Source organism: Pseudomonas sp. St386 (assembly GCF_018325865.1).
In the GTDB taxonomy this organism is placed as follows: Bacteria; Pseudomonadota; Gammaproteobacteria; order Pseudomonadales; family Pseudomonadaceae; genus Aquipseudomonas; species Aquipseudomonas brassicacearum.
Window position 1 is genome coordinate 2,756,296 of sequence record NZ_AP021900.1, and the last position, 19,844, is coordinate 2,776,139.

Annotated in this window: 17 protein-coding genes and 1 pseudogene; 6 read left to right on the forward strand and 12 right to left on the reverse strand. The window is 62.3% G+C overall.

Annotated elements, in window-relative coordinates; translation table 11 throughout:
• Nucleotides 1–62: 62 nt before the first annotated feature.
• From KI235_RS12220 to KI235_RS12255, 8 genes are all read right to left on the reverse strand, one after another.
• Nucleotides 63–1,742, reverse strand: a complete 1,680-nt coding sequence (locus KI235_RS12220; protein WP_013692961.1) for an APC family permease — start codon at nt 1,740–1,742, stop codon at nt 63–65.
• A 77-nt stretch (nt 1,743–1,819) separates the two neighbouring features.
• Complete coding sequence (locus KI235_RS12225) at nt 1,820–4,162, reverse strand: aminomethyltransferase family protein (protein ID WP_043042650.1); 2,343 nt, start codon at nt 4,160–4,162, stop codon at nt 1,820–1,822.
• A 13-nt stretch (nt 4,163–4,175) separates the two neighbouring features.
• Nucleotides 4,176–5,543 carry an NAD(P)/FAD-dependent oxidoreductase gene (locus KI235_RS12230; protein ID WP_003200586.1) on the reverse strand — a complete coding sequence of 456 codons (1,368 nt, stop codon included), beginning with the start codon at nt 5,541–5,543 and terminating at the stop codon, nt 4,176–4,178.
• 21 nt (nt 5,544–5,564) lie between these two features.
• Nucleotides 5,565–6,431, reverse strand: a complete 867-nt coding sequence (gene purU, locus KI235_RS12235) for a formyltetrahydrofolate deformylase (RefSeq protein ID WP_003200587.1) — start codon at nt 6,429–6,431, stop codon at nt 5,565–5,567.
• Between the two features lie 30 nt (nt 6,432–6,461).
• Nucleotides 6,462–7,592: an aminomethyltransferase family protein gene (locus KI235_RS12240; RefSeq protein ID WP_003200589.1), complete on the reverse strand. Its 1,131-nt coding sequence runs from the start codon at nt 7,590–7,592 to the stop codon at nt 6,462–6,464.
• 27 nt (nt 7,593–7,619) lie between these two features.
• Nucleotides 7,620–8,636: a DUF3445 domain-containing protein gene (locus KI235_RS12245; protein ID WP_028236566.1), complete on the reverse strand. Its 1,017-nt coding sequence runs from the start codon at nt 8,634–8,636 to the stop codon at nt 7,620–7,622.
• Between the two features lie 11 nt (nt 8,637–8,647).
• On the reverse strand, nt 8,648–9,577 hold the full coding sequence (locus KI235_RS12250; RefSeq protein ID WP_053162330.1) for a PDR/VanB family oxidoreductase: 930 nt from the start codon (nt 9,575–9,577) through the stop codon (nt 8,648–8,650).
• A complete protein-coding gene (locus KI235_RS12255) occupies nt 9,574–10,020 on the reverse strand; it encodes a dimethylamine monooxygenase subunit DmmA family protein (protein ID WP_003200595.1) in 447 nt (148 codons plus the stop codon). The genes KI235_RS12250 and KI235_RS12255 overlap by 4 nt, the downstream gene beginning before the upstream one ends.
• Nucleotides 10,021–10,244: 224 nt before the next feature.
• Between KI235_RS12255 and KI235_RS12260 the strand changes: the two genes are divergently transcribed.
• The 3 genes from KI235_RS12260 to KI235_RS12270 are packed head-to-tail and all read left to right on the forward strand — an operon-like array spanning nt 10,245 to nt 12,741.
• Nucleotides 10,245–11,339 (forward strand): ATP-binding protein, encoded by a 1,095-nt coding sequence (locus tag KI235_RS12260; RefSeq protein ID WP_003200597.1) that lies wholly within the window; start codon nt 10,245–10,247, stop codon nt 11,337–11,339.
• On the forward strand, nt 11,308–11,979 hold the full coding sequence (locus tag KI235_RS12265) for a response regulator (protein WP_003200599.1): 672 nt from the start codon (nt 11,308–11,310) through the stop codon (nt 11,977–11,979). Before KI235_RS12260 ends, KI235_RS12265 begins: the two co-directional genes overlap by 32 nt.
• The gene (locus KI235_RS12270) at nt 11,980–12,741 is read left to right on the forward strand and encodes a PAS domain-containing protein (RefSeq protein WP_212795761.1); all 762 of its coding nucleotides are present in this window, start codon (nt 11,980–11,982) and stop codon (nt 12,739–12,741) included. It begins immediately after the preceding gene.
• 49 nt (nt 12,742–12,790) lie between these two features.
• On the opposite strand, the gene KI235_RS12275 is transcribed toward KI235_RS12270, so the two are convergent.
• The 3 genes from KI235_RS12275 to KI235_RS12285 all read right to left on the reverse strand — a co-directional run bounded on the left by KI235_RS12275 (nt 12,791) and on the right by KI235_RS12285 (nt 15,609).
• The gene (locus KI235_RS12275; protein ID WP_027912394.1) at nt 12,791–13,717 is read right to left on the reverse strand and encodes a sugar ABC transporter substrate-binding protein; all 927 of its coding nucleotides are present in this window, start codon (nt 13,715–13,717) and stop codon (nt 12,791–12,793) included.
• Between the two features lie 81 nt (nt 13,718–13,798).
• Nucleotides 13,799–14,590 (reverse strand): TIM barrel protein, encoded by a 792-nt coding sequence (locus KI235_RS12280; protein ID WP_212795762.1) that lies wholly within the window; start codon nt 14,588–14,590, stop codon nt 13,799–13,801.
• Nucleotides 14,587–15,609 (reverse strand): Gfo/Idh/MocA family oxidoreductase, encoded by a 1,023-nt coding sequence (locus tag KI235_RS12285; RefSeq protein WP_212795763.1) that lies wholly within the window; start codon nt 15,607–15,609, stop codon nt 14,587–14,589. The genes KI235_RS12280 and KI235_RS12285 overlap by 4 nt, the downstream gene beginning before the upstream one ends.
• 194 nt (nt 15,610–15,803) lie before the next feature.
• Here KI235_RS12285 and KI235_RS12290 point away from each other — a divergent pair, with 194 nt between their 5' ends.
• Entirely contained in the window at nt 15,804–17,795 is a 1,992-nt protein-coding gene (locus KI235_RS12290; protein WP_003200609.1) for a sigma-54-dependent Fis family transcriptional regulator, read from the forward strand.
• A 26-nt stretch (nt 17,796–17,821) separates the two neighbouring features.
• On the opposite strand, the gene KI235_RS12295 is transcribed toward KI235_RS12290, so the two are convergent.
• The gene (locus KI235_RS12295; protein WP_028236555.1) at nt 17,822–19,072 is read right to left on the reverse strand and encodes an MFS transporter; all 1,251 of its coding nucleotides are present in this window, start codon (nt 19,070–19,072) and stop codon (nt 17,822–17,824) included.
• Between the two features lie 64 nt (nt 19,073–19,136).
• On the opposite strand from KI235_RS12295, the pseudogene glnQ reads away from it, so the two are divergent.
• Both glnQ and KI235_RS12305 read left to right on the forward strand, forming a co-directional pair.
• Nucleotides 19,137–19,255 (forward strand): annotated as a pseudogene (gene glnQ / locus KI235_RS12300) (glutamine ABC transporter ATP-binding protein GlnQ); the annotation flags it as partial.
• A gap of 140 nt (nt 19,256–19,395) precedes the next feature.
• Complete coding sequence (locus KI235_RS12305) at nt 19,396–19,821, forward strand: YciI family protein (protein ID WP_013693001.1); 426 nt, start codon at nt 19,396–19,398, stop codon at nt 19,819–19,821.
• Nucleotides 19,822–19,844: the final 23 nt, after the last annotated feature.

A 19,844-nucleotide genomic window follows, 5' to 3' on the forward strand; every position in this document is an offset into this window, starting at 1 on the left:
AAATAATCATCGAGGCGTCGTTGCACCTCGATGATTCATCAGGGATCTGCAGGCAAGGGCGCTCAGACTACCAATTGATGGCTGCCGTACACCACAAGGACACCCGCAATCAGCGTGAGGTAAGGCAACCAGCCCGCGCGTTTCTGACCCGTGTCGGCCTGAACGTAGAGATCGTTGAGCATGGCTTCGGGGAACAGCCCCTTGTCCTGCACATAGTGGCGGTAGCAGAACACCGGCAGGATCAACAGCGCCAGCAGCAGGCCGGTCATCAGGGTTCCGGCGCCCCAGATATCGGCGCCCAGCCCCATGCAGGCCAGGTTGACGAAGCTCAGCACGCCACCGGCCACCAGGAGCACGGTAGGGGCCCTGTACGGGCGCGCCCAGTCGGGACGATCCAGGCGATGGATCCAGCCAGCGTTGAGGTTGAGGAAGTTGAAGATGATGTAGCTGACGTTGGACGCGGCGAGCACAAAGACATAGTCGGACATCAGCAACAGCAGCAGGTTGAAAGACAGGTCGGTCCACATCGCGGCGGTGGGCGCGCCGTGTTCATTGGTGCGGCCCAGGTACTTCGGCAGCCAGCCGTCCACCGACGCCTGGTACAAGGTGCGCGATGAGCCGGACATCGACGTCATGATCGCCAGCAAGGTGGCCAGGACCAGCATGATCAGCACGATGTTGGCGACCAGTTTGCCGCCGCCGATACTGTCCGCCATCACCTGGCCGACGCCCATGCCGCTGTAGATCGCGGGCGACAACAGGCCGTTGTAGACCGCCGGAGAAACCACTGCGCCGCTGGCGTCCAGCACCGCCGGTGTCACCAGTTGGCCGAGCCCCAGGCTGCCTTGGAACGCCAGGGGCACCAGGGTGAACACCAGGATGCACAGCAGGCCCGCATAGAAAATCGCCTTGAACGTGTCGCGCTTGGGGTCTTTGAATTCCCGCGTGTAGCACACCGCCGTTTCGAAGCCGTAGGTGGACCACGCGGCCATGAACAGACCGCCGGCCATCAGCGACCAGCCGGACAGATCCCAGGGGCCATCGATCACTTGCCCGGCCGCATCATGGGCCAGGGGGTACAACGGCAGGAAATTGGCCTGGGCCGAATCACCGGTGAACAACGGCACCACGCCCACCAGCAGCAAGGGGATCAGCGATGTCACGCCAAGCACCAGGGTCAGACGCGCCGAGCGCAGAATGCCGCCATGCTGCACGGCGAAAACCGTCAGCAGGATCAACAGACCGATGGCGAATGTCGCATTGATCCGCAGCGACAGGCCACTCTTGATCCAGCCCAGATCGAGCAGGGTCAGTTGCCAGGTATTGATCAGCGCATCGGCGGGGAACAGTGCGGTGAGTATGTAACCGGCTGCCAGCCCAGAACCGATCGACAGCACTGGCGACCAGGCCAGCCAGTTGCACCACACCGAAACCGGTGCGATCAGCTTGCTGTAACGCACCCAGGCGACCGCGCCATAGACCGAGGCACCGCCGGATTTGTGCGGGAACAGTCCGGCGATTTCGGCGTAGGTGAAGGCCTGGATAAACCCGAACAGGATCGACACGATCCAGACGATCCACGCCGGTTTGCCCACCGTGGCGGCAATCGCACCGATTGAAAACAGCACCAGCGCGGGTACGCCACTGGCAACCCAGAATGCCCCGCGCCAATCGATCTTGCGGTGCAGGCTGCCCACTGAGCTGGCGGCCTGCGGTACGGTCTCGAACGTAGTCGCTTCCATCTTCGTATTCCCATGTCTGAGTAGCGGAGTAGTGGGGGCAGTCAAAGTCAGGGTGGCGCTCAGGTCCGTCTGGTTGATCAACTGCGCACCCGGCTCTTGTCCGGGTCGTAGAAAATCGCTGCGGTGACCTCGGCGCTGATGCGCTTCTGCAGGCCATCGACTTTGCCGATCTCAAGCATGGTGCCGACGTCGGCGCAGGCCACATCGACCCGGCACAGCGCGATGTTGCTGGCCAGCAGCGGCGAGCGGCAGGCACTGGTGATGACCCCGACCTGGGCCCGGCCGCGATACACCGGGTCACCGTGGTGGGCGGCTTCGTTGCCACTCAGTTGCAGGCCCACCAGCTTGTGAGTGGGGTGGGCGCTGCGCCGCAACAGCGCATCGCGGCCGATGAAGTCGTCGGTTTTACTTTTCATCGGCACAGAAAAGCCGATACCCGCCTCGAAAGGATCGGTCTGGTCGCTGAATTCGTAGCCGGCGAAAATCAGCCCGGCTTCGATGCGCAGCATGTCCAGCGCTTCCAGGCCCAGTGGCACCAGGCCCAGCGGTTGGCCCTGTTGCCAGATCCGGTCCCAGACCCGCTCGGCGTCTTCGGGCTGGCACCAGACTTCGTAGCCCAGTTCGCCGGTGTAGCCGGTGCGCGAGATCATCAGCGGGCAGCCGTCGTAACCGTCCAGGCGGCCCACCAGGAACCGGAACCAGCCCAGGTTTTCCAGGCTCGGTTGGGTCGCTGGGGTCCAGACCATCTGTTTGAGCAGCTCACGACTCATCGGGCCCTGGACGGCCAGGTTGTGAATCTGCTCGCTGGCGGATTTGACCCAGACCTTCATGCCGAGCTTTTGTGCCTGTTCGCGCAGCCAGGCCCCGGCGTAATCCTCACCGCAGATCCAGCGGAAATTGTCCGGGCCCAGGCGCAGCAGGGTGCCGTCGTCGAGCATGCCACCGTGTTCGTGGCACATCGCCGAATACACCACTTGACCCACCGCCAGGCGCCGTACATCCCGGGTCAGGCAGTACTGCAGCAAGGCTTCGGCGTCGGGGCCGATGATTTCGAATTTGCGCAGGGCGGTCAGGTCCATCACCGCGACGCGTTCACGGCAACCGAGGTATTCCTCGATTGCGCCATAGCCGTCGTAGCGCAACGGCAGCCACCAATTGCGGTAGTCGGTAAAGCTGCCGGTCAAGGCGCTGGTGCGTGAGTGGAACGCGGACTCACGGGTGAGGATCGGGTCGGCATCGGCCGTGGTTCGAGTGCTCATGGCGATGGAAAAACGCTCCTTTTCGCTGTAGATGCGGACCTGGATATCGGTCGGGTTCCAGCCGTTGGCCGGGTCGATGTCATCCGGGCATGAGGTGCTGCCACACAGCAGGTCGGTCATGGCCCGCAGGAGTACGTAATCGCCGGGACGCGACCAGGGCTCGTCCAACGTCATCTGCTGGTGAGCGTCGACCCCGGTGTTGAAGAACAAATTGATCGCCGGCCAACCGCTGCGAGCCTCGACCCCGTGGGGCGCCAGGGCCCGGCTCAGGTTGTCGCTGCAGTTGTCGTGCCCGAAGTAGCCATGGCTCTCGTAGTAGCGCGCGGCGCAGGCCAGCGCGAAGGAATCGTGGCGGCCGACGGTGTCACGCACCACTTCCAGCATCGGCTGCATCTGCCGGTCGAAAAACTTCGAGAACAGTCCCGGAGCCGGGTAGGCGCTGCCGTTCAGGGTACGGGTGACGGTCTGGTCCAGGTCCAGTTCCAGGCCGCGATCCAGTGCCCGTCGATCGAGGGCGACGAAGTCCGAGCATTGGCGACCGGCGACATCCAGCACCTGCACGTACTGCCCTTTGCCGACGGTGTAGCTGTGGGCGGTGCCGGCGTGAATTGTGAATTCGTCGAGTAACTCACCCAACGGTTCGGGTAACGCCGGGAGCAGCAGCGACGAGGGATTGGCTCGGGTCACCCACAACCGCAGTTCGCTGGGCCGGTACTGTCGATCGACGGATGTGGGGCCTGCGGGGGCGGCGACAATTACCAGCAGTTCATCGCTGGCGACGAAGTGGCGACTGAAGTCGGCAGGGCTGTCCTCGTCCCAGAGCGAAGCCGCGCTGGGCAGTTGGTAAGGCTCAACACCGCGTCGGCTCAACGCTTGGTTGATGCGCCGAGCTTGCACCGTCGGCTCGGCGAGCCGTGCGCCGATGAACCCGCAGGCCGCCGAACCGCTCAATGCCCAGGCCGCCAGCGCGCTACGACCGTTGGCGTCCACGGCCAGCAGTTCACAGGGTTGCTGTCCTTCAAGGTCGATCACTTGCAGGCTGTCGCCGGGCTGCAAGGCCACCAGTGTCAGGCCGCCGGCCGCTACCCGATAGCGCTCCAGGGCCGGGGCCCGGGCAAACAGTCCGGGCTCCCGGGGATGAGAGACACGAGGTGCGTTCATGAGAACCTCCCGGTCAGCCGACCGACGTGATGGACGTTGGCGGCTCGGCAAGGTACGCCGCCATCGAGTCGTCCAGTGCATGCAGCCAGGGGGTGTGGTGCGGCGGTGACTGGGTGCCGGTCATCAACGAGCGATAGGACTTGTCGCGATAACCCATGATGTTTTCCGCTTTGTCATGCTTCCAGTGCAGGAAGGTTTCATTGACGGCGGCGATGTCGAAGTTCGGGTAGTCGGTGGCGTCCACCAGGTGCTGGATATAGGCACCCTGGTATTCGAACATCTGCTGATTGGTTTCCAGTGTCTGTTCCCGTTCGTGCCATTGCCGGCTGTCGGCGATCATTGCAGCCTGATCAGGCAGTTGAACGCGCCCCAGGATGACATCGCGTGCGTACCAGGCTTGGGCGTCGAACATGTTGAAGGAGTACCACTGGTCCTGCATGCCGAGGTAGATCAGTTGCGGGTTGGACTCCCAGAAAATGCCTTTGTACAGGTTCATCGGCCATAGCCGGTTATCGGTCTTGAGGCACAGTTCGTCCGGCAGGAAGGGGAAGTGATGTTTGTAGCCGGTGCAAAGGATCACCGCATCGATGGTCTTGTGGGTGCCGTCGATAAAGTACGCGCGGTTTTTTTCCAGGCGCTGCAACAGCGGCTTTTCTTCCCAATTGGCGGGCCAGTCATAGCCCATGGGCGCGGTGCGGTAGCAGCTGGTGATGCTGCGGGCGCCGTATTTGTAGCACTGGGAACCGATGTCTTCGGCAGAATAGCTGCTGCCGACGATGAGCAGGTCCTTGCCCTTGAACTCCAGCGCCTCGCGAAAATCATGGGCGTGCAGGATGCGCCCGCCGAACTGCTCGAATCCGGGGAAGTACGGCATCTTCGGCGTCGAAAAGTGCCCACAGGCGTTGACCACATAGTCGAACTCTTCCGAGGTCTGGGTATCGCTGCCGTGGTCGTGGGCGACCACCGTGAAGCGGCGAGTCGCTTCGTCAAAGGTGACCTGGCGCACCACGTTGTTGAAACGGATGTAATCCCGTACCCCGGCTTTTTCGACGCGGCCCTTGATGTAGTCCCAGAGCACTTCCCGTGGCGGGTAAGAGCCGATGGGGCGGCCAAAATGTTCTTCGAAGGTGTAGTCGGCGAACTCCAGGCATTCCTTCGGGCCGTTCGACCACAGATAGCGGTACATGCTGCCGTGCACCGGTTCGCCGTTCTCGTCCAGACCGGTGCGCCAGGTGTAGTTCCACATGCCGCCCCAGTCCTGTTGCTTTTCAAAGCACACCAGTTCGGGAATGGCGGTGCCCTTGTCGCGGGCCGACTGGAAGGCGCGAAGTTGGGCCAGGCCGCACGGGCCGGCGCCGATGATTGCTACGCGTATTGTCATGAGCGTGCCTCCTGAAGGGTTTCAGCGAAAGATCACTGTCTTGTCCTGGTTGATGAATACCCGGTGTTCCAGGTGGTATTTCAGTGCCTTGGAAAGGGCGACGGTTTCGGTATCGCGGCCGATGGCAACCAGCGAATCGGGCAGGTGCGTGTGATCGACGCGCTGGATTTCCTGCTCGATGATCGGCCCCTCATCGAGGTCGCTGGTGACGTAGTGGGCAGTGGCGCCGATCAGCTTCACGCCGCGGTCGTAGGCCTGGTGATACGGCTTGGCGCCCTTGAATCCGGGCAGGAATGAGTGATGGATGTTGATCGCACGCCCCGACAACTGCTGGCACAGTCCGTCGGATAGAATCTGCATGTAGCGCGCGAGCACCACCAGGTCGGTCTGGGTGTCTTCGACGATGCGCATCAGCTCGGCCTCCTGGCTGGCCTTGCTGTCCTTGGTGATGGGCAGGTAAATGAAACGGATGCCTTCACGCTCAGCCATGGCCCGCAGGTCCAGGTGGTTGGAGACCACGGCGGTGATGTGCATGTCCATCTCGCCCTTGCGGTGTCGATAGAGCAGGTCGGTGAGGCAATGGTCGAACTTGCTGACCATCAGCAGCACCCGGGTCGGTTGGCGCGAACTGAACAACTGCCACTGCATGTCGAAGCCGCCGGCCAGGTCGCCCAGGCCTTCGCGCAGGGTGCCTATATCACCGTCGACGCCGGTGTTGAAACGGAACACCGCGCGCATGAAAAACTGCCCGGTGAACTCGTCGTCAAACTGTGCCAGTTCGCTGATGTAGCACTGCTGCCGGGCCAGGCAGGCGCTGATCGCGGCGATGATCCCGGATGCCGCCGGGCAGGTGATCTTGAGAATGTAATGTTCGCTGGAGGCGTCCATTGAAGGCTCCTGATTAAATTAAGGGGCGGCTCAGCCCTTGGCCGTGCGTTTGGTTTTTTCCGGGTCGTCGAAGGGCAGGGCATGGGTCACGGCGCCCGCTTCAAGGCTGCCGCGCACCTGCAGTGCAATACCGGGCACGGAGCAGGCGACGCTCAGGCGGGCGATGGCCATCGAGCGTTTGCTCAGGCGCGAGTACATGCCGCAGGTGATCACGCCGACTTGCTGGTTGCCCTGCCACAGGGTGTCGCCGGCCTCGGCCGGGCGTACGCCCTCGAGCAGCACACCGGTGATCTTGAAACGCTCCTGACCGCGCAGGCGCAGGTGTTCCTCGGCGCCACGGAAGGCTTGTTTGCCGGGTGAGACGGTGAAATCCAGGCCCATTTCCCACAGGGTGTCGCCGGCCTTCTGGTCAGCGAAGGGGTACATCTGCGAGTTGTCATAGGGGAAAAACATCAGCGAGCTTTCCACCCGCAGCCAGTCCAGCGCGGTGAAGGCACACGGGATAATCCCCAGGCTGGCACCCTGTTCGAGGATGCTGTCCCACAGGAACGGTGCATCGGCCGCCTTGCAGAAAATCTCGTAGCCGCGCTCGCCGGTGTAACCGGTGCGGGAGATCATCACCGGGCGTTCGAACAGGCGCGTCTGCAGGTGATGGAAGTACGGCAACTGGCGGACGCCGGGCACGTGCTCGGCGAGAAAGTCCACCGCCAGCGGCCCTTGCAGCGACAAGTCGTGCAGGTCGTCGTCGAACAGCACCGCCACTTGCCGGCCCAGGGCGGAACGCACCAGCATTTCATGCCCGGTGCCAGCGCCATGCACCACCATGAACGCGTTAGGCCCGGTGCGGTAGACGATGCAGTCATCGACGAACTTGCCGTCCTCGTCGAGCATCGAGGCGTACACCGATTTGCCGGGGTAGAGTTTGGCGATGTCGCGGGTGGTCGCCCATTGCAGCAGGCTTTCGGCATGGGGTCCCACGTAATGGACTTTTTTCAGCCCCGACACGTCCATCAGGCCGGCACGGGTGCGGATCGCTTCGTGGTGGTCGGCCAGCGCGCTGCTGTAGGTCCAGGCGGTGCCCATGCCGTTCCAGTCTTCAAGGTTTGAACCGAGGGCACGGTGCCGCTCGGCCAATGCAGAAATACGCCATGAAAGGGTCATGTGAGGGTCCTTGTCGGGAAAGAGAGATCAGGCGTGCGGGTCGAATTGGCTCAGCCACTCGACCAGCGTGTGTCTGTAGCGGGTCATGCCCTTGTAGTCGGCGATAGGGCCGGGCAGGTCGCGCAGCACGCGATGCAGGCGACAACCCCAGCCGGGTTGAGTGACCAGTTCGTCCAGGCTGATCAGGTAGGTGCGGATGCTGAACATCACCGCGTTGCTGCGCGGCAGACGGGCCATCACCTGCAGCTCGACGCGCAGATGCACCTGTTGGCCGACGTTTTCGGCGGTGATGCGGCCGCGGTCGGCGCCCCATTCATGGAACGTCTCGGGCGAGGAGTCCAGGCGCGGCTTGATGGTCAGGGTCCAGTTCAGGCGCCGCACCGGCTGACCCACTTGCAGGTTGAGCAGATACTTCAGCGCACGGTCGAACACGCCCATCTGGTGGGCCATGGGCACCGGTGAATGCCACTGCTTGAAGCTCATGCCGGCGTCGAAGGCCAGGGACCAGTCAGCGGGACTGGTGACCAGGCCGGCGTCCATGTACAGATCGCCGTCACGTTGATCGAGCAGGGCGAAATCCCCCTGAACCTGTCGGCCGATGAACTCCAGCGGCGCGCAGGGCAGGCTGGTGGCATCACCGAAAATGAACGGCTGATCGATCTCCAGCAGGCGGTTGCGCCAATGCCAGCGGTCGCCGTCACGCACCAGGCTGAACCACTGCGGATAGTCGGCGGCCAGGTGTTCCATCAGCATCTGCAAGGCATCCCAGGCTGCCACTTGCATGTGCGGCATCACCAGGTAGCGGCGCGGGTCCTGATCCAGTACCAGGGCGCGTTCGGCCATTTCCGAACAGTAGTGCTCGTCGATGTCGAAGGCATGCTCATAGATCGAGCCGGGGTCGCGGGAGGTGGCCGGTTCGATATTGACCGAGTACAGGTAGCTGTCCTCGACAAAGGGGAAGGGGAAACGGCGGATTGCCGCAGGGCTGTTGCGAAAGCTGAAATCATCGCGATAGCTCAGCACGGGGCTCGCTTGCAGGGGCATGTCACTCACTCCTATAGGTCCAGCGAAATGCAGGGGCCGCTGCCGCGTGAGACGCAGGGCATCAGAAAGTCGGCCTGCTCGGCCGGGCAGAGGAAGCTGTCGCGGTGTTCGATGGCACCGCCGGTGTGGCGGGTGATGCACTGGCCGCAGACCCCGCCACGGCACAGGTTGGGCACTTGCAGGCCTGCGTGTTCGAGGGCTTCGAGCAGGCTCTGGTCGGCCTCCACCCGCAGGCGACGACCGCTGCGCAGCAGGTGCAGGTCGAAGGGTTGGCCGGGTTGCGCGCCTTTGAACGTTTCCGAATGCACGCGCTTGCGCGGCCAACCGAGGCGCGAGGCCTCACGCTCAACCGCGTCGAGCAGAGACTGCGGGCCACAGGTGTAGACATGGCTGCCCAGCGGCCGGTCGGCGAGGATCTGGCTCAGGTCGGGGCGATTGTCATAGGCATGCAGGCGCGCGCCGAGGCGCTGTTGCAGTTCGTCGAGGTAGGCGTCGCTCAGGCCCGGGCGGAACAGGTAATGCAGTTCGAAATCGGCCTGCTGCTGTTCCATCGCAGCGATATAGGCCATGAACGGCGTGATGCCGATGCCGGCGGCGATCAAGATATGCAGGCGTGCAGTGCCGTGGGGGGCGAACAGATTGGCCGGTGGTGAAATCTGCAACGTGTCGCCGACCTGCACCTGGCGATGCAGGTACTGCGAGCCGCCACGAGAAGCGTCCTGCAAGCGCACGGCGATGCGGTAGTGCTGGGTGTGCGCCGGGTCGCTGGTGAGCGAGTAGGCGTTGCGCACCTTGCCCTCGGCCAGTGGCAGATGCACCTGCACATGGCTGCCGGGCGAGAAGCCGGGCAGGGCGCCGTCGCAGGCCGTCAGGGTGAATTCGCGCACCACCGGCGTGAGCATTCTTGCCGCGCTGACCTGAACGTCGAGGACCGCGCTCATGGCTGGAATGCCGCATAGGGTTGGTCGGGGTTGATGCACACGCCGAGGTAAGCCCCCAGGCGCCGGGAAAAATGCGTGCGCACCTCCAGCCCGACGTGGCAACCGACGCAGTTCAGCGACGACTCCGGCCCGGCCGCCTGGGTCAGGCCACAGTGCGCGCAGTACACCTGGCGCAGGCCGGGCGTTGCGCAGGTCATGCTGATCTCGTCGTCTTCCAGGCCAGCGGCGCGAGCCTGCCCGTGAACACGCCAGACAAAAGCTTCATCGCCCAGCAGGTAGAGCCGACACCCAACGGTTGCGCTGGCCAAGGCCTGTTGCAGGTGCCGGGTGAAGTCGGCTTGTTCGCCGTTCAACAGCAGGGGATTGTCCAGTTCAGCGACAACCTCTGTGCAGACGGTTGCCGATTGCATCACCACGATGGGGCGGCTAAGGGTGGGCTTCATGCGGGCTCTCCAAAGTGCTTTTTTATTTCCTGTTGGGAGAGATACTTTCCTATGGGGAAAATCTTCTCAATCTGGAAAAAGGGCTATGCCTTTGGAGATAAGCCTTGCTACACGGCCGTCCGGGGCATGGAAGTTGCTGGTGTTCGAGGAATGTGGAGCAACCGGACGGGGAGTTATCGAGAGTGCGAACACGACCGCAGTGGTGGCCGCTCTGGTTAGGGCCTGTGCGCCCTGAACAGGCCCGCAGCGTGCGTAAGCTGTTGGCCGGGTTGCCCTTGAGCCAGGCGCACGCTGACGGTGCCTTATCGGGTTTTCTGGACCGTTTCGACGCACTGCTGCCGCCTGCCAGATTGAACCTGATCCTTGGCGGCGAGGACCTCAGCCCGACGCGACGCGGTTTGATCGAGGGCTGCCAGGACGTGGTGACTTGCCCCTGGCGCGACGCAAGCGCGGCAGACACCCCCCAAAGCTGCGGCCCGTGTCGGCAACGCGGCGTGCACCGACTGGTGTGCGCCTTGCCCGAGGGCCAAAAGGGCGTGTTGCTGCTCGATAGCCCGAAACGGGCCGGTGCCAGTTGGCGCCAGTTACTGGAAGAGGTGGCGCAGGCGGTAGGCATGGCTGTGCGCTTGCGCAGCTACAACCGTGAGCAGCAGCGCAAACAGGCGACGTCCCGCCACGGTGCCTTGGCCCGTGAGCTGCACGACTCGGTGGCACAGCAACTCGGTTACCTGTCGTTCCAGGCCCATGGCCTGCAATCCCAGTTGGGCGAGCCGGAACAAGCCACTGCGGGTTTGCAGGACCTGTGCGCTGGCTTGAGCCAGTTGCAGCGCCAGGTGCGCGAGTTGATTACCAGTGCGCGTCTGACCATGGACGGGCGCTCGCTGCGCCAGGCACTGGCCGACTCGGTCGCCGAGTTCTCGCGGCGCTGCATCATCGTGTTCGAGCTGGACAACCGCCTGGCTGACGATGCTTTGAGCCCGGGAACCGAGTTACAGATTTTGCAGATTATTCGTGAAGCACTGGCTAACGCGGTGCGCCACTCCCATGCGCGGCATGTCCGCATCGAGTTGCGGCAAAACCAGGACGGTGATGTCTCCATTTCGGTGGAGGATGACGGCATCGGACTCAGTCCGGCGTCAGGGGAGGCCAATCATTTCGGTCTGGCGATTATCCGCGAGCGCGCCGCGAACATTGGCGCCCGATTGACAATTGAGGCGATCCGCCCGCATGGGGTCCGCGTACATCTTGGCCTTCGCTGCCATCAAGACCAGCCACAGGGGAGTTTCGATGGACTGCACAACCTTATTACTGATCGATGATCATCCGCTGTTTCGCAAAGGCCTGGCGCAGCTGTTCGGCGCCAGTGACGACTTCGAAGTGGTGGGGCAGGCGGCCAGCGGTCGCGAAGGCATCAACCTGGCCGTGAGCCTGGCGCCGCAGCAGGTCTTGCTCGATTTGCACATGCCCGGCTTGAGTGGTTTGCAGGTGCTCGATGAACTGCGTCAGTTGCGCCTCGACTGTCAGGTGGTGGTGCTCACTGCGTCGATGGATCGCGCCGAGCTGTTGACGGCCTTGCGCCTGGGGGCCAGTGGTTATGTGCTCAAGGAAACCGAGCCCGATGCGTTGTTGAGCTACATGCGCAATTGCCACAAGGGCGCGATCGTTCTGGATTCAACCCTGGTTGCCCTGCTGGCCGATCAGGACGAATCGGTGAGCCGGCCTGCGTACGACCCGGACCTGCCAGACACAGGCAACCTGACCGAGCGCGAAGGGCAGACCCTGGCCCTGATCGGTGCCGGCATGAGCAATAAACAGATCGGCCGGGAACTGGGAATCAGCGATGGTACGGTCAAGATTTATGTGAGGAATCTGTTGCAGAAGTTCAGCCTGCACTCACGTCTGGAGTTGGCGGCGTGGGTGCACAACGGCGCGTCGGTAAGACACGAGGAGCGTCATTAGATGAGGGAAAGCCCGGAAGCTTTTGCACAGACACCGAGCGTGCACCTGATGGATCGCTTTCCCGCCGCCCTGCTGGAATTGCGCGACAACGGCCAGATCGCTCACTTCAACCTGGCCTGGACCGAGTTGATGGGGGCGCCGGGCGCGGAGCGCAATCTCATCGATTATGTGCACCAGGAAGACCGCCCGCTGTGGCGCAAGGCCTTGCATGAGCTGCGTCGGCGTCCCGAGACCTCGTTCAATCAACGCCTGCGTTTTGTACATCCTTCTGGTGAATTACGCTGGTTCGAGGTGAGCCTCAAGCGCGGCCCGCAGGGGTTCTATCTGGTCGTCGGGGACGTCACGGCACACAAACGCCGCGAAATTGCCTTGCAGGCCAGTCAGCGCAGCAGCATGAGCCTGCTCGATAGCATGCCTGGGCTGATCTATCGGGGCCGTAACAACCGCGACTGGACTATGGAGTTTGTCAGTGCCGGCTGCCTGCAACTGACCGGATATCCTGCGGAGCGGCTGGTGGACAATCATGAGTTCACTTACAACAGCCTGATCCTGGCGCAGGATGCCGACTACGTCTGGCGCGAGGTGCAATATGCGTTGTCGCGCAACGAGCCGTTCGAGCTCAATTACCGGATTCGTTGCGCCGATCAGTCGATCAAGCACGTCTGGGAAAAGGGCATCGGGATCTATGCCGATACGCGTGAAGTGCTGGGTATAGAGGGGGCGATTTTCGAGCGAGCGGCAGGTCAGGCCTCAGTTCGCTGAGTCGCCGCTGATCCCTGGCCGGGATCGCGGCGAAGTGTCGAGCGTGTCGCTACTTGTAATGTTGTTCAAACACCGCCAACTGCTCAGGCCTGATCAACTGAAAGGGCACCCAGACGTCCGTTTCCACCGGCTCTCCCTTGATCATCTTGAGTGCTGCCTGTACCGCGCTGGTCGCCTGGGCCTTGGGGTCCTGGAACACCGAGGCGACCAGCATCCCACGCTTGATCGCTGCCAGGCCGTCAGGCAAGCCGTCGATGCCGACAATCGCGATCTCGCCCTTGGCTTTGCCGGCCTGTTGCAAGGCCATGGCCGCACCGATGGCCATCTCGTCGTTGTTGGCGACGATGGCATCGAAACGACTGCCCGCCAATAGCCAGTTGCTGGTCAGGTCCATCCCTTTGTTGCGCTGCCACTCGGCGCTTTGCTGCTCGACAATCTTGATCCCGGGATAATCCTTGAGCACCTGTTTGACGCCTTCGGTGCGGTCGTGGGTGGCGTTTTGCGCCAGGTCGCCCATGATGATCGCAAGGTTGCCCTTGCCGCCGAGCTTTTCGGCCAGGTAGCGCATTTGCAACTGTCCGGCCTCGATGTCATTGGACGCGACCGTGACCACGCCTTTGGGCAAGGTGCGCTCGTCCGGGTGACGGTTGACGTAGACCAGCGGCGTCTTCGCTTCGACCGCGGCGCGGGTGATGTTGGCCGTGGCGGAGGTGTCCACCGGCAGGACAATGACCGCGTCCACTTGCTGGTTGATAAAGCCCTGGACCTGGTTGAGTTGGCGCACCACATCGCCTTGGGCGTCCTCGAACTGAATCTGCACGTTTTCCTTTTTCGCGGCCTCGTCCAGGCCATTACGCACGTAGGTCATGAAGTTGTCGTCGACCCTGGCGATGCTGACGCCGATGCGATAGTCGGCGGCGGCCCATTGGCTGAAGAGCAATAGCAGGGTGGCGAAAAGCAGTGTGCAACGACGCATGATGGTTTTCCTTTTGTTGTTATGAGTTGTACGTCACCAAAAGATGAAAATCTGCCGCACGTTTTGAGTTAGACGAACGCTTTATCGATCAAGCGTGAAGGCCTGCCTGAAACGCTCAAGCGCAACCTCGCTGTCACCGCTGGCCCAGCCTTCGAGGCCGACGACACCGCTGTATCCGATGCCGAACAAGGCCCTGGCAATGGCGGGATAATGGATTTCACCGGTACCGGGCTCCATGCGCCCCGGGACGTCGGCAACCTGGATTTCGCCGATGGAGCTGCCGGCGCGCTGGATCAGTTCGATCAGGTTTCCTTCGCCGATCTGTGCGTGATAGAGGTCCAGGTTCATCTTCAGGTGCGGGCTGCCCACGGCCTCGATCAGCGCCAGGGTTTCGTCAGCGCGGGCGAACGGTGTGCCCGGGTGGTCGACTTCGGTGTTGAGGTTTTCCAGCAGGAAAACCCGACCCGCGTCCTCGCCCAGGCGGGCGATTTTTTCCAGCGTCTTGCAGGCGTTCAACCACATGCGGCCAGTGGTTTGGGCAACAGGTTTGACCGGCAACCCCTGGTCACCCAGGCCGGTGCCATGCAGGTTCAGGCTAGGGCAACCCAATTGAGCGGCGACGGCCAAGGATTCCTGGGCGCTGTCGAGCAGGTGTTGGATGTCCTCGGGATCGGTCAGGTTGCCGCAGATGTAGCCGGTCATGGAGGTGAAATCCGCGCCGGTCGCCGAGAGGGCCCGGATGTCTTTGGTCGTCCAGTTCCATATCTCGACGCTGAAGCCTAGTGCGTGGATACGTTTGACCCGCTCGGTAAAGGGCAGCTCGAGGAAGACCATCTCGGCGCTGATCGCCAGTTTGAACGGTGTGAAACTCATGACAGAGCTCCTTGCACACGCACCGCTTTGCCCTGCTGGAAGGACTCGATACAGGCACGGGCAATCGCCAGTGCTGCCCGAGCGTCTTCACCGCTGGCCAGAGGTTTTTCACCGCTGCGCACGCAACTGACGAAGTGGTTGAGCTCGGCCACATAGGCATCACGCAGCAGGTCGGTGTCCATGCGCTGGGTGTCGGCCTGGACCCCATTGGCCAGGTACCGCAGCAAGTCAGAGTCGTTGACGTTGCCCATGGTCAGCATGCCAGCGCTGCCGAACACTTCGCCGCGGACATCGTAGCCATACACTGCCTGGAAATTGGCCTCGGCCGTGGCGATGGCGCCGTTATCGAAACGGATCGTGACCACCGCGGTGTCGAGAAATCCTTTGTCCTTGTAGTCCGGTGCGATCAGGGCATCGGCCATCACAAAAACCTCAACCGCTTCGGCGCCCGGATTCAGGTAGCGCAGGGTATCGAAGTCATGGATCAGGGTTTCGAGGAAGATTACCCATTGCGGCGACGCGGCCGGGTTGTTCAGCGCTGGGTCGCGGGTCAGCGAGCGCAGCAGTTGTGGCGTACCGATGCGGCCGCCGACCACGTCCAGGTGAGCAGTGCGAAAACTTCTGGCAAAGCGACGGTTGAAGCCAACTTGTAGCGTCACCCGCGCGTCAGCAGCGGCGGCGATGGCGCGGTCAGCTTCGTCCAGGGTGATGGCCATCGGTTTTTCACAGAACACCCCTTTGCCGGCCCGGGCCGCACTGATCACCAATTCGGCATGGCTGCGTGCCGGGGCGGCAATCAGCACGGCGTCGATGTCCGGGTCACCGAGTAATTGCTGTGGGTCGGTATAGACCTTCTGCACGTCCAGTTCTGCCGCCAAGCGTGCGGCTTGGCCGGGGGTAGGGTCGGCGATGGCGGCGAGGCAGGCGCCGGGGATGTGCCGGGCGGCGGTCAGGCCGTGAGAACTGCCCATGCGGCCGGCGCCGATGAGGCCAAGGTGAATGGTCTTGGATGTGCTCATGAACATGACTCCCTTTATTGTTTTTACGACTCGGCGGTAAGAATGTCCTCGTCTGTCCAGGCAGGGAGCAAGTGCTGTGCCAATAATTAACTAATTGATACTAAAGGGAATTTATTTGTTTTTATTGAAATTCATGTTCATTTAAATGACATGTCTATACTGACATGTCGAAAATATGAACAGTTGGCCGGATAATGAACCAGCAACCTGCAGCATTGAGCGCCGAAGACCGTGACTACCTCACCACGCTGGGCCCCGCGTCGTTGAACGAAGGGCCAGGCACTGCGCTGGATGAGGCTTGGCGCGCGTGCTTGCAGGGAGCTATCGAACGGCCTGCCGGGATCCGCCGGGTGATTTGGGAGTCCTGGTTGCGCAGCGTCGCTGCCGGCCTCGATCCGGAAGACGGCGAGTACCGTTTTGTCGCGCCTGCCGACCTGACCGCGACCCTGGCAGCCAACCGGGTGCTGATCGCCGCTGCGGCGCAAGTCATGCGCGGTTTGCTCGCCTATAACCCAAGGGGCCATATCAACCTGACCGATGCCGAAGGCACGACTTTGTATTTCTGTGGCCTGGACCTCACACCCATTGGCAGTCGACTGCTGGAGTCGGTACAGGGCACCAATTGCACCGGGCTGGCGATCGTCGAAGACCGTTTGGTGTATGTGTTGGCCGAGGAGAACTTCGGGCTTGGCCTGCGCCAGCGCCGCATGCATTGCGCCGCCGCGCCAATTCGCGATCCCCAGGGCCGGACGCTGGGTATGTTGACCTTGACGGCGGAACCCGGCTGGTTTCATTTCCATACGCTGGGCACGGTCCAGGCCGCGGCCGAGGCGGTCTCGAGGCAGATGGCGCTGCAAGCCTTGCTGGAAGAACAACAGACAGTCCTTGAGGTGCTCAACGAGGGCTTGGTGGTTTTGGATGAGCAGGGCCGCATCAAGGCGCTCAACCATTACGCCCGACAGTTGTTCCGCGTCGGCCGTGACCTGCTCGGCAGCCCGTTCAAGAGCCTGGGCCAGAGCGAATTGACCGATGCCGTCCTGCTGGGGGGCGGGGAAGGGGTGCGGGACCTGGATTGCACCTTTGAACTGCACGACCGCAGCCATCTGGCCTGCCTGGTGTCGGTCTGCCCGCTGGAGCAAGGCGGGCGGATTGTGTCGTTGCGCGAGAACCGACGCATCCGGGAAATCACCCGGCGGATCATTGGCACCCAGGCCAGCTACACCTTCGAAACCATCCTCGGCCGCTCACAGGCGATTGAGGATGCACTGCACCTGGCGCGGATTGCCAGTCGCAGTGATTCGACCACGCTGATCCTCGGTGAGAGCGGCACTGGCAAGGAGCTGTTCGCCCAGGCTATCCATAATGGCAGCGACCGATGTGGCGGGCCTTTCGTGGCGGTCAATTGCGGCGCCATTCCCCGTGACCTGGTGCAGAGCGAACTGTTTGGTCATGTCGAAGGCGCCTTCACCGGAGCGGCGCGCGGTGGGTCGGCAGGCAAGTTCGAATTGGCCGATGGCGGGACGATCTTCCTCGATGAAATCGGTGACATGTCCTTTGATGCGCAGGTCAGCCTGCTGCGTGTCCTGCAGGAAGGCGAGGTGACACGGGTGGGGGCGAAAAAATCGCTGCGGGTCAACGTGCGCATCATCGCCGCCACCCACCGCAACCTGAGCCAGGCAGTGGCCGAAGGCGCCTTTCGTGAGGATCTTTACTACCGGCTCAACGTGCTGAACCTGACGGTGCCGCCACTGCGGATGCGCCGCGAAGATGTGCCGTTGCTGGCGCGGCATTTTCTTGCGCGTTGTGCCCGGTCGCTACGCAAGTCGATGCAGGACCTTTCGCCCGCGGCGCTGGACATGCTCGGCGCCTATCACTGGCCAGGCAATGTCCGTGAGCTGGAAAACGTCATTGAGCGGGCCACCAACCTGGCGATGACCGAACTGATCGAGCCGAGCGATCTTGCCTTGGAAATCAGGCAGCGAGGGCGCCCATCGACATGGGGAAGTGTCCCTGAGCCGCGGATGGCGCCGGACCTTGGCACCCATGAGATGAATGCCATCATCGCCGCCCTCAAGGATACGCGCGGAAATATCCGCCTGGCTGCTCAGCGGCTGAATGTGTCGCGGGGTGGGTTGTACAACAAAATGAGCCGGTTTGGGCTCAAGGTTGATGCATTTCGTTCTTAGCGGGTGACGCATGGCCAGGGGGGAGGTCAGAAAGCGGTTTTCTTGAAGCAGCGAGCGGACACGCCCCGAAAGAACGACCAAATGGCGAGCCCCTGCACGACGACCGCTGCTGTCACGACGGCGACGATGGCGTGATTCGGATCGCGGAAGAGCGAGCGCACCAGGCCGAAAAAGGCCGGGGCGAAGGCGTAGGTGGCTTGACTGATCGCGACCATCAGGGCGATTACCCTGGCGGTTTGTTCACGGCTGAACTCGGTCTGGGCTATCAGTGGCGGCAAGGAGGTGGCATTGCCAATGCCTGAACCGATCAACACCACGGCTATCCAGGCCACTGTCGGGTGAAGATCCAGGCCCAGAAGCATCAGCGTGCCCAGCATCTGGATGACATAACCGAGGCAGGCCAGTTGTCGGCGGTTCATGCCTTGGATCATCAAGCGTGCGGCGACGTATCGCCCGCCCATCGCACTGGCAGTGGCCAGACCCATGGCGAATGAGGCCTCATGCGCCCCCATGCGACCCACCAGGATCGAGTACAGGTGCGCGATCAAGCCGATCTGGGCGAACAGCCCCAAGGACATACCGGCTGCCAGGGTGCGGAAACTTGCCGAGCGGAGGGTCTGCATGGCGGTCCACGGCGTGGCGCTGGCACTGATCGGTACGGGTTCCGGTTGGTCTGCATGGTCGGGATGTTGCCCCAGGCTTTCTGGGCTTTTGTTGAAGACCAGGAAAGCGAAGGCGCCTATGAGCAGCACCGCGACAATGCTGATCGCCAGCGCCGCCATGGCAAAGCCGAACCGCTCGATCAGCAACACCCACAGCGGCGAAAAGATCACCCCACCCAGGCTGGCGCCGTTGTAGGCCTTGCCCAGGGCCTTGGGTCTCTCCTTGACGTACCACGGCGCGATCAGGGTGTTAACGGCCGCAGCACCCAATGTCACCCAGCCGATACCCGAGCAGAGGGCGCCGGTATACAGCACCCATAACTGGTTGGCGTGAGCCCAGATGTTTACGCCAATGCCCAGGACGATGCTGCCCAGCAGGGTGATGGCGGGTATCCCGAAGCGCGCGTAAAGGCGCGGCAGGTTGGCGATGACAAGCGTGCCGCTGAGAAAGTGCAAGGTCACGGCAGCCGAGACCTGGGCGATCGGCCAACCCGTGCGCTCCATGACGGCTTGCATGTAAATCGGCGGCCCATAGAAGCCGATCCCCCAGCCGATAATCGCCAGGATGAACGTGCAGGCCAGTACGGTTTTTCCATAAAAGCGGGTGTGTGTCATCGCCATCTCCTCCAGGGTGGCTCACAGACTATGGGGTCGACAGGTTCCTCACTTCGAGGTGCGTCGAACTGTGGATGTCGGGCGGGTGATCTTCATGGGCAAAGATGCAATCGTCGAACCGACCTCTTCGACAATCCGCAGAACGACCGCACCAAGCTGTTCCTGAGCCAGATCCTGCATTGAGGATGAAGTCCAATAGCCTAGCCTGGCGTCTGTTAAAAAAATATTCGTAGCGGGCTGTCGATTTCGGCCAATGCCATTCGATTAACCCATAGAGCCGCCACACGGACGGCCTAATCCATCCACTCTCAGGAGATCAGAGCATGCGATTTATGGTGATCGTCAAAGCCAGTCCGGAATCGGAAGCCGGAGAAATGCCCAGCGCGGAACTGCTGGCCGCCATGGGTGCCTACAACGAAGAGCTGGTCAAGGCCGGGGTAATGCTCGCCGGTGAGGGCCTGCACCCCAGTGTCGAGGGCGTGCGCGTGCAGTTTTCCGGCAAGGACCGGACGGTGATCGACGGGCCCTTTGCTGAAACCAAGGAGCTGATCGCCGGCTTCTGGATCTTCAAGGTCCAGTCATTGCAGGAGGCCATCGACTGGGTCAAGCGCTGCCCGAACCCGATGGTCAGCGACAGTGAAATCGAGATCCGCCAGATCTTCGAGCTCGAGGAGTTCGGTGAGTCCTTTACCCCCGAGTTGCGCGAGCAGGAAGAACGCCTGCGGGCGCAGATGTCCGATCAATCGTGAAACCGACCACAGGAGACCCCACC

Bases quoted from the DNA above. Each gene is read 5' to 3' on its own strand.
- KI235_RS12220 (WP_013692961.1), bottom strand. From the start codon at position 1,742: ATGGAAGCGACTACGTTCGAGACCGTACCGCAGGCCGCCAGCTCAGTG.
- KI235_RS12225 (WP_043042650.1), bottom strand. From the start codon at position 4,162: ATGAACGCACCTCGTGTCTCTCATCCCCGGGAGCCCGGACTGTTTGCC.
- KI235_RS12230 (WP_003200586.1), bottom strand. From the start codon at position 5,543: ATGACAATACGCGTAGCAATCATCGGCGCCGGCCCGTGCGGCCTGGCC.
- purU (WP_003200587.1), bottom strand. From the start codon at position 6,431: ATGGACGCCTCCAGCGAACATTACATTCTCAAGATCACCTGCCCGGCG.
- KI235_RS12240 (WP_003200589.1), bottom strand. From the start codon at position 7,592: ATGACCCTTTCATGGCGTATTTCTGCATTGGCCGAGCGGCACCGTGCC.
- KI235_RS12245 (WP_028236566.1), bottom strand. From the start codon at position 8,636: ATGCCCCTGCAAGCGAGCCCCGTGCTGAGCTATCGCGATGATTTCAGC.
- KI235_RS12250 (WP_053162330.1), bottom strand. From the start codon at position 9,577: ATGAGCGCGGTCCTCGACGTTCAGGTCAGCGCGGCAAGAATGCTCACG.
- KI235_RS12255 (WP_003200595.1), bottom strand. From the start codon at position 10,020: ATGAAGCCCACCCTTAGCCGCCCCATCGTGGTGATGCAATCGGCAACC.
- KI235_RS12265 (WP_003200599.1), top strand. From the start codon at position 11,308: ATGGACTGCACAACCTTATTACTGATCGATGATCATCCGCTGTTTCGC.
- KI235_RS12270 (WP_212795761.1), top strand. From the start codon at position 11,980: ATGAGGGAAAGCCCGGAAGCTTTTGCACAGACACCGAGCGTGCACCTG.
- KI235_RS12275 (WP_027912394.1), bottom strand. From the start codon at position 13,717: ATGCGTCGTTGCACACTGCTTTTCGCCACCCTGCTATTGCTCTTCAGC.
- KI235_RS12280 (WP_212795762.1), bottom strand. From the start codon at position 14,590: ATGAGTTTCACACCGTTCAAACTGGCGATCAGCGCCGAGATGGTCTTC.
- KI235_RS12285 (WP_212795763.1), bottom strand. From the start codon at position 15,609: ATGAGCACATCCAAGACCATTCACCTTGGCCTCATCGGCGCCGGCCGC.
- KI235_RS12290 (WP_003200609.1), top strand. From the start codon at position 15,804: ATGAACCAGCAACCTGCAGCATTGAGCGCCGAAGACCGTGACTACCTC.
- KI235_RS12295 (WP_028236555.1), bottom strand. From the start codon at position 19,072: ATGACACACACCCGCTTTTATGGAAAAACCGTACTGGCCTGCACGTTC.
- KI235_RS12305 (WP_013693001.1), top strand. From the start codon at position 19,396: ATGCGATTTATGGTGATCGTCAAAGCCAGTCCGGAATCGGAAGCCGGA.